Source organism: Flavobacterium sp. CS20 (assembly GCF_018080005.1).
Classification (GTDB): Bacteria; Bacteroidota; Bacteroidia; order Flavobacteriales; family Flavobacteriaceae; genus Psychroflexus.
This window is the reverse complement of record NZ_CP073015.1, coordinates 2574758-2587703: the sequence shown is the minus strand read 5'-3', so window position 1 is coordinate 2587703 and position 12946 is coordinate 2574758. Positions and strand designations below refer to the sequence as shown.

The following is a 12946-nucleotide window of genomic DNA, read 5'->3' as shown; positions in this document are numbered from 1 at the left end:
GATTTGTGAGCCTTAATAGTAAACAGAAATTTGTTAAAAGAGCAATAGACCTAGGGCTTTCAGTTTTAGGTTTAATTGTTTTATACCCTTTTTTTTTAGTATTGTTTATTTTCACAAGTCTAGACACAAACTCTTTTGGATTAATTGCACAGACGCGCATCGGTAAGGGCGCTAAACCTTTTAAATTACTTAAATTTAAAACCATGCGAGACACTGATCAACCGCAAAACTACATCACAACCCTAAACGACCCGCGCATCACAAAATTCGGTCGCTTTTTACGCAAAACCAAACTCGATGAAATCCCTCAACTTTGGAATGTACTCATTGGCGATATGAGTTTAGTCAGCCCACGACCCGATGTGCCAGGTTATGCTGATCAACTTCAAGGTCAAGATAGAATAATTCTTTCCGTAAGGCCAGGTATCACATACCCAGCATCTCTAACTTTTAGAAATGAAGAAGAAATTTTAGCCCAACAAAAACATCCAAAACAATACAACGACGAAGTCATTTGTACCAAAAAGGTAAAAATTAATAAAGCTTATGTTGAAAACTATAGCTTTTTAAACGACATAAAAATCATCGTCAAAACTATTTTTGGATAAAAAATGAAGTAAAACACTACTATTACAAAAGCCACGAATGCACAAATAAGATTTGAAATATGAAGAATCCCTCAGTAAACCCAAAACCCTCTTGTCATTCCGAGGTAAACGCAGTGACGAGGAATCTCCCAGTGAACCAAAAACCCTCTTGTCATTCTAAACGGAGCCTGCCAACCCCTTGTCATTCTGAACAGAGCTCGCCAACCCCTTGTCATTCTGAACGGAGCTTGCGGAGTGAAGAATCTTTTCGTGAACCAAACCCCAAAACGTGAGAAAGATTCCTCCTGCCGTCGGAATGACATTCCCTTGTCATTCTGAACGGAGCCTGCGAAGTGAAGAATCTCTCAGTGAAATGAAAACCAATCTTGTCATTCTGAACGGAGCTTGCGAAGTGAAGAATCTCTCAGTGAACCGAACCTCAATACGTGAGAAAGATTCCTCCTGCCGTCGGAATGACATTCCCTTGTCATTCTGAACGGAGCCTGCGAAGTGAAGAATCTCTCAGTGAAATGAAAACCAATACGTGAGAGAGATTCCTCCTGCCGTCGGAATGACAACCTACTTGTCATTCTGAACGGAGCCTGCCGACCCCTTGTCATTCTGAACGGAGCTCGCGGAGTGAAGAATCTCTCAGTGAACCGAACCCCAATACGTGAGAAAGATTCCTCCTGCCGTCGGAATGACATTCTACTTGTCATTCTGAACGGAGCCTGCCGACCCCTTGTCATTCTGAACGGAGCTTGCGGAGTGAAGAATCTCTCAGTGAAATGAAAACCAATACGTGAGAAAGATTCCTCCTGCCGTCGGAATGACATTCCCTTGTCATTCTGAACGGAGCCTGCCGACCCCTTGTCATTCTGAACGGAGCCTGCGAAGTGAAGAATCTCTCAGTGAAATGAAAACCAATACGTGAGAAAGATTCCTCCTGCCGTCGGAATAACAACCTGCCGTCGCAATGACAACCTACCGTCGCAATGACAAACCCACTGTCATTGGTAGTGAATTTTTCGATTGCAATAAAAAAAATTTGTATCGAGATGCTTTGGTTTCGAAATATACACCTCATCATCCATTAAAAAGTGGAGAATATCGGGTTCGAACCGATGACCTCCACGCTGCCAGCGTGGCGCTCTAGCCAACTGAGCTAATTCCCCATTAAAAACAGCAAATTTACTATTATTTTTATTTTTAAGTCAAAATTATATGATATTTTGCATCTTAAAATTAAATTAACATTCTATGTTTTCAGATTTTTGGTTTAATCTCAAACTTGGTCTTTTTCATGTTTTAGATTGGAATGCTTATGACCATATTTTATTTCTTATTGCCTTAGTGGTCGCTTACACTTTCAGCCATGCCAAACGCGTGTTTTGGTTGGTCAGTATTTTTACTTTAGGTCATACATTATCGCTTATTTTGGCAGCTTACAAAGTTATTGAAATCAACAATATTTGGATTGAATTTTTGATTCCAGTTAGCATTTTGTTTACAGCACTTTACAATATCATTTTTGCTAAAAGCAATATTGCAAACCAAAAAATAAATGCCCTTTATGGGTTCACTTTGTTTTTTGGATTAATTCACGGTTTTGGGTTTTCTTATTATTTCAATATGATTTCAAAAGGCACAGAAAGCAAGCTACTTATGCTTATTGAGTTTGCTTTAGGTGTAGAATTTTCTCAGGTTTTAGTGGTTATTCCAGTTTTATTTATAGGCTACATTGCTCAAAATATTTTTAGATTTTCAAAAAATGATTGGATACTCATCTCATCTTCTATTGTCATCGGACTTTGTATTCCTATTCTGAGAGAAACTTGGATTTGGTAAGTAATCTTTAAGAAAAGATAAAGACACCAACACGCATAAATGTTATACATTTGAACATTGAGTCGCTGTTAAAATTTTTGATGATTGGATAATGGATCTGAAAAAACAAAAAAAATTTGATAAAGCCTATCTCCGAATGGCTGTTGAATGGGGAAAGTTGTCTCGGTGTAAACGCAAACAAGTCGGGGCAATCATTGTTAAGGATAGAATGATTATTTCCGATGGCTATAATGGCACGCCAAGTGGATTTGACAATAATTGTGAAGACGAAGAAGGCCTTACCAAGTGGTATGTGTTGCATGCAGAAGCCAATGCTATTCTAAAAGTCGCTTCTTCAACGCAATCTTGTAAAGGTGCTACGCTTTATATCACACTTTCGCCATGTAGAGAATGTAGCAAACTCATTCATCAAGCTGGAATAGTAAGAGTGGTATATAAAATTACTTATAAAGATGATTCTGGACTGAAATTCTTAAAAAAAGCTGGGGTTAAATTGGAGCATTTAGACTGTATTAAAGCATAAAAATGAAACATGTAAAAATTATATACATACCTTTATTACTGAGTATTGCCTGTGTAATAGGCATTTACATCGGTAGTTTGTCTAGTGTTAAGTCCTCATTCCACTCAAGCAAATTATTTAGCCAAAAACATAAGCTGAACACCCTTATCCAATTAATTGAAAACAAATATGTAGATGATGTTAACACCGATAGCATTGTGAATGTTACCATCAACAAGATAATAAAAGATCTTGATCCACATACAGCTTACCTTCCTAAAGCTCAACTGGATTCAGAAAACCAAAGTATGAATGGTGGCTTTGTTGGTATAGGAATAAGTTTTTACAAAAAAAATGATACCCTTACGGTGATTAGAACAATACCCAATAGCCCTGGACAAAAAGCGGGGATAAAAGCAGGTGATAAAATTTTGTACGCTGATGGCATTGAACTATCCAAACCCGAAATTAGCTCAGACTCTTTAGTGAAATTGCTAAAAGGCGAAAAGAACACAAAAGTACACCTAAAAGTAAAACGCAATTTTGAAAGTGAATTACTCAATTTTGAAATTATCCGAAATCAAGTTCCTCTCAAAAGTGTTGTTGCGGGCTTCATGATAAACGACAAAACAGGATACATTAAAATTAAGCGTTTTGCTAAAACAACTTTTGAAGAGTTTATGCAATTTGCTTCTAACCTAAAAAAACAACAACCACAAAGCATCATTATTGACTTGAGAGACAACGGTGGTGGATATCTGAAAGAAGCCGTTGATGTTGCTAATCAATTCTTAACAAAAAACACTCCTATCCTTTACACTAAGGATAAGTCTAAAAATATCAGCGAAACCTTAGCCACATCAGATGGTTTGTTTCTAGACGAAAAAGTTTTTATTTTAATCAATGAAACCTCAGCTTCTACTAGTGAAATTATAGCTGGTGCTATACAAGATAACGACCGCGGTATCATAGTTGGTCGGCGTTCATTTGGTAAAGGCTTAGTGCAACGCATCATGCCTCTTGGCGATGGAAGTGCCGTAAGAATGACCGTGGCAAGATATTTTACTCCAACAGGCAGATCTATTCAACGATCCTACAAAAATGGCCGTGAAAGCTATTTTAATGACTATTTGAATCGGTATAAAAACGGCGAACTACAACATGCTGACAGCATTGATGTGATTGACTCTTTAGCTTATAAAACCCCTATGGGAAGAACAGTTTACGGTGGTGGTGGTATTATTCCTGATGTGTTTGTGCCTCAAAACAAAAATTCAACCTATACTGTTTTTAGGAATATGTTTGAAAATGGTATTTTAAACCGATTTATTTTTGATGAATTAAGCAAAAATAATTCATACTACAATGATATAAATGAAACAGATTTTTTAAAATACTACCAAATCAGTCAGTCTGTGTTAGTAGATTTTAAAAACTTTTTAGAAAGTTTTGATATTGATTACAAAAACGATTCTATCTTCAAACCTTTGGCTCAAAATTATTTGAAAGCAACTATTGCTAGACAATTGTTTGATGAAAATTTAGCCCATAAAATAATGGTTTCTCAAGATAAAATGATCGATAAAACTCTTGAATTAAATTATCGATCTTTTAATCTAAACCTTTAACAGTTATGACAAACTCTCCTTTTGGTTTGCGTTCGGCGTAATATTCCAAAATATCTTCTACTGTTCCATGACGAATTTCTTCAAACATTTTACTTATTTCTCTTGATAAGCTTATCGGTCTATCCTTGCCAAAAGTAGTTTTAAAGTCGTTTAAAGTTTTAATGAGTTTATGAGGAGATTCATAAAACACCATTGTCCTTGTTTCATTGTTTAAAAACTGAAGGCGTTTCTGTCTCCCTTTTTTTGGTGGTAAAAATCCTTCAAAAACAAACTTATCGGTTGGTAAACCACTACAAACTAAGGCAGGAACAAAAGCCGTTGGTCCTGGCAAACAAGTTACACTAAGTTTAAGTTCGGCACATTTTCTTGCTAATAAAAATCCAGGATCAGAAATTAAGGGAGTTCCTGCATCTGATATGACAGCTATGTCCTCTCCATTTTTTAATTTATCTTCAATTGACTTTGTGATTTGATGCTCGTTGTGTTGATGATAAGCTCGCATTGGTGTTTCAATATCATAATGCTTGAGCAACTTGCCACTTACTCTTGTGTCTTCACATAATATAAGACTTACAGCTTTTAAAACATCAACGCCTCGGTAAGTCATATCTGCTAAATTACCGATTGGAGTTGGCACAAAATACAACATAATCAACTAAATTTTTTATTGATGATGTGCATTAAGCGTTTAAAAGTCTCCTCTTTATCTTTCCAAAAACTATATTCACCGCTTAATAGTTGTTCTATATACGATTTTACAGATTCAATACTTTCAAAACTATTGATGTTTTTAATAAATCTCTCATAAGCTTTTGTTTCTCCTTTAAAGAGTTGGTTTACAAAAGTAAGCCTATCGTTAAGCCCTATTTTAAGTGTTTTATTTAAGCTATCGTTGAGTGATTTTTTATTTTGAGAAAACAAGTCTATTGTTCGTTCTTCTTTTTTAGAATCATCATTGTTGTTTTTGTTTTGATTTTCATCATTGTCTTGATCATTGGGTTCTGTTGATTTTTTGTCATCTTCTTGAGTGGTATCGTCTGTCTCTTTTTGTTCTGGTGCAGGCTCAAAATCTGGTAAATCGTCAAAATGGACACCAAAGTCTTGCACGTTGTCTTCAGTTTGTGGTTGATTTTTAGAATTATCTTCGGTATTTTCTTTAAACATTTCGTCAACCTGTTCAGACTCATATGGCATTTGAGACACGATGTCTTTTATCTTCTCAGTATTGTGCTCGTAGATTTGATCTTCGCTGTATTCTGTACCGTCTGGATGCTTAAAATCTTGATGCTCATCAGAGTAATCTGCTTCAATAGCTTTTTCTACGTCGTGTTTTTTTATGGTTGGCTTGAAACCTTCAAAATGTTTTTCAGTAAAAGAAAGCACAGAAAGTTTTTCGTAAAGTACAGCCGCTTGTTCTTTTAGCTCATGAATTTCAGCTCTATTTCTTAATTTTAATATTCTATGAGCCAGACTCATTAACTCGTCTTCTAAGACTTTTTTCATTTTTTGTTTTTCTTTGTCGGTTTATTAAAGCTTTTTTTTTCTAATTTTAACGACCGAAATTTAATGAAATTGTTTTGTTATACATCATAAAATTAAAAAATGTTTCTTGAAAACACCGTAAATCACAAAGAGCAATTTGGTTGGATAGAAGTGATATGTGGAAGTATGTTTTCGGGTAAAACTGAAGAACTTATACGTCGGCTAAAACGAGCTCAATTTGCTAAACAAAAAGTGGAGATTTTTAAGCCACAAATCGATACCCGATACAACGAAGAACACGTGGTTTCTCATGATGAAAACCAAATTCGCTCTACTCCTGTTCCTGCTGCTGGCAACATCCCTTTGATGGCAGACAACTGCGATGTTGTTGGCATAGACGAAGCTCAGTTTTTTGATGACGAAATCGTCAATGTTTGTAATAATTTAGCCAATACTGGCATCAGGGTTATTGTTGCTGGTTTAGATATGGACTTTAAGGGCAAACCTTTTGGTCCGATGCCTAACCTTATGGCAACCGCCGAATACGTTACTAAAGTTCACGCTGTTTGCACAAGAACAGGTAATTTAGCTCAATATAGTTATAGAAAATCTCCTGATGATAGATTAGTCCTTTTAGGCGAAACCGATGAATACGAACCCCTAAGTCGTGTCGCTTATTTTAAAGCTATGCAACATGAAAAAATCAAGCAAATAAATATAAAGGACGCCGAAGAAGTAAATCCTAAAAAAGGATGAAAGCAAGATTAGAAACGCGTTTAGAAATAGATTTAAATGCTTTAAAACACAATTTTGAAGTCATTCAAAATCAACTTAAACCCCAAACAAAAATTATGGGAGTCGTCAAAGCATTTGCTTATGGATCTGATTCTGTAGTAATTAGCAAAACGCTTCAGGATTTTGGCGTATCTTATTTAGCCGTTGCTTATATTGAAGAAGGCGTACGCTTGCGTAAAGCCAATATTTCTTGCCCTATTTTGATTTTTTATCCTCAATTAGAAGAAATCTCTGAACTCATACAATTTAATTTAACGCCAAGTGTTTATAGTTTTCATTTTTTAAAATCTCTACACCAATTTTTAAAGTTTAAAAATATAAAAAACTTTCCGATTCATCTTAAAATTAATACAGGTATGAATCGCTTAGGCTTTGATAAAAACCAGTTTGATGAAGTCAAGACTTGTTTGTCTGATAGACATACCTTAAAATTGACTGGTATTTTTTCTCATCTTGTCGCCTCGGGTATGCCAGAAGAAAAAGATTTTACATGGCAACAAATCCAAGATTTTAAGACTGCTGTTAAAACTTTTGAAACTTATGCCCACCAAGATTTATTAACTCACTTGTGCAATTCTAGTGGTATTCTCAATTATGCTGAAGCTGAAATGGATATGGTCAGGGCTGGCATAGCTCTGTATGGATATGGCAATCATCCTAAAGAGCATAAAATGCTCCAGCCTGTTTCTTCACTAAAAACACCTATCGCTCAACTGCGTTGGATTCAAAAAGGAGAAAGTGTTGGCTATGATAGAAAATATATCGCTCCAGAAAAAAGGCATATCGCTACACTTCCTTTAGGTTATGCCGATGGCATTTCTAGACTATATGGAAATGGCAATGCCGTGGTGAAAATTCATGAAAAACTAGCCCCAATTGTTGGCAATGTATGCATGGATACAATGATGGTTGATGTTACAAACATGAGCTGTAGAGAAGGAGACGAAGTCTTAATTTTTGGAAAAAACCATTCTGCCATAGACTTTGATTTTAAGCATTTAAGCATCCCTTACGAGTTGATAACTCGAGTTTCTCAAAGGGTAAGCCGGGTTGTAATTCCTTTAAATAAATAACAACATATTGTTTTATCACAAGTTCAAATTAAATTCAAAATTTTAACCCCTTAGGAATTAATTTTTAATCTTGGCATTTATATCGGTGTAAATACTGCCAACATTTGACCGAATATAATATAGCAAGATTCTCCGTGTAGGTTTAGAGATTTTACAATAAGTAACAATAGCTATGTTCAATTCTATTTGACTTTGGTCAGCTAAAAAACTTTTATCAAATGATAAAATTGATTTTGTTTCACGTTTTAATGTTAAGATAATCAGTATGTTGTGTTTTTGTTAGTTGAACTCATGTTAAATACTAAACTTTGTAAAGCTTATTTTTGTTATTTTGTTGTCATTGTTTTATAAACATATTTCGTTTCTATATTTCTATCAAAACAATTAAATTTTATATGATTTTCAGAAAGGAGATGAATTTTTAAGTTACTCGCTTTCAGATAATTAAATTTTTAACACCGATAAAAATGATGAAGTATTTATTAAGTATTTTATTGCTTACAGCAGTTTTAGCAAATATATCAGCCCAAAATATAAGCCTAGCGATGAATTATGCTGAACAAGGCGAATATGAAAAGGCAAAAAGTATTTATCAAAAACTATATGAACAAAACCCTAACAATCAAGATTATCTGTTAGGTTTAGCTGATACTTATATACAGCTTAACGAATTTAAAAAGGCTGAAAAGTTGTTATACAACTACATCAAAAAGCCAACTAAATCACCTAACATTATGGTAGAATTAGGCTATGTTTTTCAAATTCAAAAAGACTCTGTCAATGCTAATATTTGGTATGAAAAAGCCATTGATATCGTAAAAACAAGAAATGTCTATGCCTACACTATCGGTCAAGCTTTTCAAAAACACAACCTCCTTGAGCGTGCTATTCAAACTTATGAAATCGCTAATGAAAAAGAGCCGAGAATAAATTATAGCATACAATTGGCAAGGCTTTACGGCGAGAAAGGCAACCAAAAGAAAATGTTTGAAAACTACATTAAATTAATTGAAGAAAATGAAAAATACATTGAAGTTATACAGCGTAATTTTAATGCTTATATCAACGACAATCCGCAAAATGAGAGTAACATAATTCTCAAGCGTCTATTGATTCAAAAGCTTCAAAATTCTCCTAATATACTTTACAATCAAATTTTGAGTTGGTTGTTTGTACAAGAGCAAGATTTCAACAAAGCCTTTGCTCAAGAAAAAGCTATATTTAAAAGAAATACGACGCCTGACTTTAGCCGATTAATGGATTTAGCTCAAATCGCTTTTGAAAACAAAAAATACAACTCTGCATTTGATATTAATGCTTTTGTGATCAATCAAAGTCAAGATATTTCAATTCAAATCAAAGCCATTGAAAATCAAATGCAAATAAAATTGATTCAAAATAATAATCCCAAAGATATAGAAAAGTCGTTTTTGTCTCATTTTAATACTTACGGTTATGGCTTAGAAACCTTAAATTTACAACTGTTGTATGCCAAGTTTTTAGCCTTTGATCAAAATCAACCTGACAAAGCACTTTCAAATTTAGAAGTTGTGTCTAAAAAAAACCTCAACAAATTTCAACAAGCCAAAATACAAATGCTTATGGCTGATATTCTTGTTGCTCAACAACAATATAACCAAGCATTAATCAAATACAGTTTGATCAGTAAAATGGTAAAAAACACTCCATTAGCCCAAAAATCTCGCTATAAAAGTGCTCAAACAAGCTACTATAAAGGTGATTTTAATTGGGCTTTAACTCAATTTAACATATTAAAAAAAGCCACAACACAAACCATTGCCAACGATGCATTAGAAATGAGTAGATTTATCAAACAAGGTAAATCAGAAACAGACTCAACTCAACAAGCTTTAAAAGCTTTAGCCAAAACAGATTTATTAATTTATCAAAACAAACCTAAACTGGCTTTAAATCAATTAGATAGTATTTTGGTTAGTAACGAAAGTTACCATATTAAAGACCAAGCATTGTTTAAAAAAGCTGAAATTTTAAACCAGCTCCATCGCTACCAAGAAGCAGTCAAGTATTATCAACAGCTTATAGATGAACATCCTAAAAGTATTGTAACAGACAATGCTTTGTTTCAAATTTCAAAAATTCAATTTGAAAAACTTAATCAGCCCGAAGAAGCTATGAAAAATCTTGAAACACTAATATTTAATCATCAAGATAGTATATTTTTTGTTGAAGCGAGAACACTATATCGAAAATTAAGAGGTGACCAAAACATTCAATAAATGTATATTTACAACACTACATTTAATATTGAAACAAATATTGTGGAACAATGCTTAAATGAAATTGAGTTCCAACTTATCCCTAAACTTATAGAAACTGGCTTGTTTGAAAAAGTTTTATTGACAGAAATTTTAAACCAAACTCAGCTTTCTGCACAAACATTTAGCCTGCAATCGTATTGCACAACCAAAACCCACCTGAGGCAATTTCAAAATTTTCATAACTATATTATAGAAAATTGGGTAAAAAAATATAACTCTCAAGTTGTGTTTTTTCAAACCTCTATGCGAGTTATCAATCAAAACAATTTATGATTTTATAACTGCCAAACCAACACCATAGGAGTTTTGATGATGTTCTAACTAACTTGTTATCTGGACTGATAGCATCAAAAAACCTGGACTGAACCTGGACTAAATTGTCAGCTTAAACCCGAATTCTTTGCTCGATTCCGCTACACTTTTTCCTGTATCACTTTTTCAGTATAATTTTTCTGTACAATATTGTTTTTTTGTCGTCAGTTACTTTTAGAAAAAAGATGCCATTAACGCTATTTCCGATGTCTAACAAGTATTGACTGTTATTTATGTTTTCTTTTCTGAATATTGTTTGTCCTGACTCATTTATCATTTCTACTTCTTTGATAAAATTGTTTTTTAGTGTTATTGTAAAAATGTTCTGTGAAGGATTTGGAAATATAATTAGGTTATTCTCAACATCACTTATTTCTTCTACTCCAAGTATAGGCGAGCAAACAGCATTAGAAAGCAATGTGTCGAATGAGCCATTAGTTATGTCGTTATTCCAAATTTCCCAATAACAAATATTATTTGAAATTGCCAAACTTAATGCCGTTGGCATTCCTCCTGTACCAAAAGAACTCGGGCTTGTTATTCCACTATGAGCCATTTGAATTCCTGTAAACAAGTTTGTGGTTGTCGAGTTTTGTAAAATTGCAAATTGTGATGGATATACTGATGTGTTATTTTGTGTCCACCACCATCCATTGGCACCATATCTACTACCGATATTTTGTTTTGCATAAGCATAAATTGAGTCTGCAACTATGTTACTTTGATTAACTGGATGAAAATCGTTTGTCAGATAATGATTTGGAAATGAACTATTAAATGCATCTATCACTTCTTTCCAAGAATCTATCACTTTTTGGTCTGTGTATGCAATCGAAGTATAAGAAGGTGTTGGGTCAAACGGCAATTGCATTTCAAAGCCATTTGTAGATGAATTTGTAATATAAACTAACTGAATTGTATTATCGTTGGCATATCTATTCCCAAGTTCAGCAATAAACTCTGTCCATTTTGCTAAAAATGTTGTATCCCAAGGAATAGGTATTGTACCATTAAAAGGTACTGTAAAGGAAATAGATTGAACACCCAAAGAATAAAGCCAACTTGGTGAATTTAAACCACCACCAACTGCAAGAGATATTTTCTTTCCATAAGATTGAGCAGCCGTTATTTGATTGTCAATGAGCGACCAATTATATACATTGTCAGAAGTTTCTATATCCTTCCAAACAACTCTAACTAATATTCCTTTCACATACGGTTTAGACGCTACTGCTGGGTCAACTGAACCGCTCCCGCACCTGTTGTTGGTGGACAGCTACACCAAACGCCTGTCGGTGCAGGATAATTTGGTTGAGCAAATGCTAAATTTGTCAAGCAAAAAATTAATGTTCCAAGAATTATTTTTTCTGTTTTCTGTATCATATTTATTTTCTTTATTTCTGTTCATCAATCTGTATTATACTGATATTGGTTGACTGTTTTTTAGTTATTATTTACACCTTCAAAAGATTTTTTAAGTCATTTAGAAAACAAAAATATTTTGATCTCCAGTTGTTTTTATTTTTAAGTCTTGGTAAATCTACAGAATTTTTTCTATACGATTTATATTTAATATTTGGGTTTGAATGGACATCTCTGGCTTTCTTAAATCCAGACTAAAACGTGTCCTTAAATTGCTATAAATATATATCGCTTGATTGGTCATTTTTTGAGTTTGTCAATTGAATACTGTTAATTTAAATATTGAAAATAAATTAGTTGTTATAATCAGATTTTGTTAGTTTATATCACACACAATTTATCTCAATATAACATAGATTTAGCCAATTTTTTTAGAAAATTTAACAAAATATGGTCATTTATGCATTTAAAAATTAATTTTTATTTAATTTGGTCGCATTATGAAAACAAATACATTAATTAAAATTATAATCAGCATTATCATCTGCTTGGGAGTTGGTTTTGTTGCAAGTATTGCCACCCAAACAGGTGTTGACACTTGGTATGAAACCATTAAAAAACCCAGTTTTACACCACCAAATGCCGTTTTCGCCCCAGTTTGGGCTATATTGTATATCCTTATGGGCTTATCTGCGGGCATAGTTTGGAGTCGAGGACTTTACCATGTTTGGGTAAAAACAGCTTTGTATCATTTTGTATTTCAACTACTTTTAAATGCAATTTGGTCTCTGGTATTTTTTAATTTACAGCAACCCCTTTGGGCATTGTTTGTCATTATCACTTTATTTATTTTGATCTTGCTCACTATAAAATGGTTTAAAATTGTAATCCCATTAGTCGCTTACCTACTCATTCCCTACGCTATTTGGGTTGCTTTTGCATTAATTTTAAATTTTGAGATATGGCGCTTAAATGCCCACTAAAATTTGAGCTTACTCCAAATTTCAAACCTTTATTAAACTTTAATGTCAAAAGCACCTATGCCGTTTGATGTTTT

13 protein-coding genes and 1 tRNA gene are annotated in these 12946 nt (G+C 33.7%); 9 read left to right on the top strand and 5 right to left on the bottom strand.

Annotated elements, in window-relative coordinates; all coding sequences use genetic code 11:
- Positions 1-5: 5 nt before the first annotated feature.
- Positions 6-608: a sugar transferase gene (locus IGB25_RS12300; protein WP_371815907.1), complete on the top strand. Its 603-nt coding sequence runs from the start codon at positions 6-8 to the stop codon at positions 606-608.
- A 1080-nt stretch (positions 609-1688) separates the two neighbouring features.
- Here IGB25_RS12300 and IGB25_RS12295 read toward each other — a convergent pair.
- A tRNA-Ala gene (locus IGB25_RS12295) sits at positions 1689-1762 on the bottom strand.
- Between the two features lie 85 nt (positions 1763-1847).
- Between IGB25_RS12295 and IGB25_RS12290 the strand changes: the two genes are divergently transcribed.
- The 3 genes from IGB25_RS12290 to IGB25_RS12280 all read left to right on the top strand — a co-directional run bounded on the left by IGB25_RS12290 (position 1848) and on the right by IGB25_RS12280 (position 4565).
- On the top strand, positions 1848-2435 hold the full coding sequence (locus IGB25_RS12290; RefSeq protein ID WP_211065252.1) for a HupE/UreJ family protein: 588 nt from the start codon (positions 1848-1850) through the stop codon (positions 2433-2435).
- A gap of 91 nt (positions 2436-2526) precedes the next feature.
- Positions 2527-2958, top strand: coding sequence for a dCMP deaminase family protein (locus tag IGB25_RS12285; RefSeq protein ID WP_211065251.1), 432 nt, complete (start codon positions 2527-2529; stop codon positions 2956-2958).
- A gap of 2 nt (positions 2959-2960) precedes the next feature.
- Positions 2961-4565, top strand: a complete 1605-nt coding sequence (locus tag IGB25_RS12280) for a S41 family peptidase (protein WP_211065250.1) — start codon at positions 2961-2963, stop codon at positions 4563-4565.
- Here the strand turns inward: IGB25_RS12280 and rsmI are convergent.
- Positions 4549-5214, bottom strand: a complete 666-nt coding sequence (gene rsmI, locus IGB25_RS12275) for a 16S rRNA (cytidine(1402)-2'-O)-methyltransferase (RefSeq protein WP_371815906.1) — start codon at positions 5212-5214, stop codon at positions 4549-4551. The two genes, IGB25_RS12280 and rsmI, sit on opposite strands and share 17 nt — an antisense overlap.
- A 2-nt stretch (positions 5215-5216) precedes the next feature.
- Positions 5217-6068 carry a hypothetical protein gene (locus IGB25_RS12270; protein WP_211065248.1) on the bottom strand — a complete coding sequence of 284 codons (852 nt, stop codon included), beginning with the start codon at positions 6066-6068 and terminating at the stop codon, positions 5217-5219.
- A 99-nt stretch (positions 6069-6167) separates the two neighbouring features.
- On the opposite strand from IGB25_RS12270, the gene IGB25_RS12265 reads away from it, so the two are divergent.
- From IGB25_RS12265 to IGB25_RS12250, 4 genes are all read left to right on the top strand, one after another.
- Positions 6168-6803, top strand: coding sequence for a thymidine kinase (locus IGB25_RS12265; protein ID WP_211065247.1), 636 nt, complete (start codon positions 6168-6170; stop codon positions 6801-6803).
- Positions 6800-7915 (top strand): alanine racemase, encoded by a 1116-nt coding sequence (gene alr, locus IGB25_RS12260; protein WP_211065246.1) that lies wholly within the window; start codon positions 6800-6802, stop codon positions 7913-7915. The genes IGB25_RS12265 and alr overlap by 4 nt, the downstream gene beginning before the upstream one ends.
- Before the next feature lie 470 nt (positions 7916-8385).
- Positions 8386-10173: a tetratricopeptide repeat protein gene (locus IGB25_RS12255; RefSeq protein WP_211065245.1), complete on the top strand. Its 1788-nt coding sequence runs from the start codon at positions 8386-8388 to the stop codon at positions 10171-10173.
- A complete protein-coding gene (locus IGB25_RS12250) occupies positions 10174-10488 on the top strand; it encodes a DUF4286 family protein (protein WP_211065244.1) in 315 nt (104 codons plus the stop codon).
- Positions 10489-10645: 157 nt separating this feature from the next.
- Here the strand turns inward: IGB25_RS12250 and IGB25_RS12245 are convergent, their stop codons facing one another.
- Both IGB25_RS12245 and IGB25_RS12240 read right to left on the bottom strand, forming a co-directional pair.
- Positions 10646-11740, bottom strand: a complete 1095-nt coding sequence (locus IGB25_RS12245) for a T9SS type A sorting domain-containing protein (RefSeq protein WP_211065243.1) — start codon at positions 11738-11740, stop codon at positions 10646-10648.
- A 14-nt stretch (positions 11741-11754) separates the two neighbouring features.
- Positions 11755-11910 carry a hypothetical protein gene (locus IGB25_RS12240; protein ID WP_211065242.1) on the bottom strand — a complete coding sequence of 52 codons (156 nt, stop codon included), beginning with the start codon at positions 11908-11910 and terminating at the stop codon, positions 11755-11757.
- Positions 11911-12389: 479 nt separating this feature from the next.
- Here IGB25_RS12240 and IGB25_RS12235 point away from each other — a divergent pair, with 479 nt between their 5' ends.
- Positions 12390-12872 carry a TspO/MBR family protein gene (locus IGB25_RS12235; RefSeq protein WP_211065241.1) on the top strand — a complete coding sequence of 161 codons (483 nt, stop codon included), beginning with the start codon at positions 12390-12392 and terminating at the stop codon, positions 12870-12872.
- The last annotated feature ends 74 nt before the right edge of the window (positions 12873-12946 follow it).

What these genes read in the sequence shown, in the direction of transcription:
- IGB25_RS12290 (WP_211065252.1), top strand. Translation starts at nt 1,848, where the DNA reads ATGTTTTCAGATTTTTGGTTTAATCTCAAACTTGGTCTTTTTCATGTT.
- IGB25_RS12285 (WP_211065251.1), top strand. Translation starts at nt 2,527, where the DNA reads ATGGATCTGAAAAAACAAAAAAAATTTGATAAAGCCTATCTCCGAATG.
- IGB25_RS12280 (WP_211065250.1), top strand. Translation starts at nt 2,961, where the DNA reads ATGAAACATGTAAAAATTATATACATACCTTTATTACTGAGTATTGCC.
- rsmI (WP_371815906.1), bottom strand. Translation starts at nt 5,214, where the DNA reads ATGTTGTATTTTGTGCCAACTCCAATCGGTAATTTAGCAGATATGACT.
- IGB25_RS12270 (WP_211065248.1), bottom strand. Translation starts at nt 6,068, where the DNA reads ATGAAAAAAGTCTTAGAAGACGAGTTAATGAGTCTGGCTCATAGAATA.
- IGB25_RS12265 (WP_211065247.1), top strand. Translation starts at nt 6,168, where the DNA reads ATGTTTCTTGAAAACACCGTAAATCACAAAGAGCAATTTGGTTGGATA.
- alr (WP_211065246.1), top strand. Translation starts at nt 6,800, where the DNA reads ATGAAAGCAAGATTAGAAACGCGTTTAGAAATAGATTTAAATGCTTTA.
- IGB25_RS12255 (WP_211065245.1), top strand. Translation starts at nt 8,386, where the DNA reads ATGAAGTATTTATTAAGTATTTTATTGCTTACAGCAGTTTTAGCAAAT.
- IGB25_RS12250 (WP_211065244.1), top strand. Translation starts at nt 10,174, where the DNA reads ATGTATATTTACAACACTACATTTAATATTGAAACAAATATTGTGGAA.
- IGB25_RS12240 (WP_211065242.1), bottom strand. Translation starts at nt 11,910, where the DNA reads ATGATACAGAAAACAGAAAAAATAATTCTTGGAACATTAATTTTTTGC.
- IGB25_RS12235 (WP_211065241.1), top strand. Translation starts at nt 12,390, where the DNA reads ATGAAAACAAATACATTAATTAAAATTATAATCAGCATTATCATCTGC.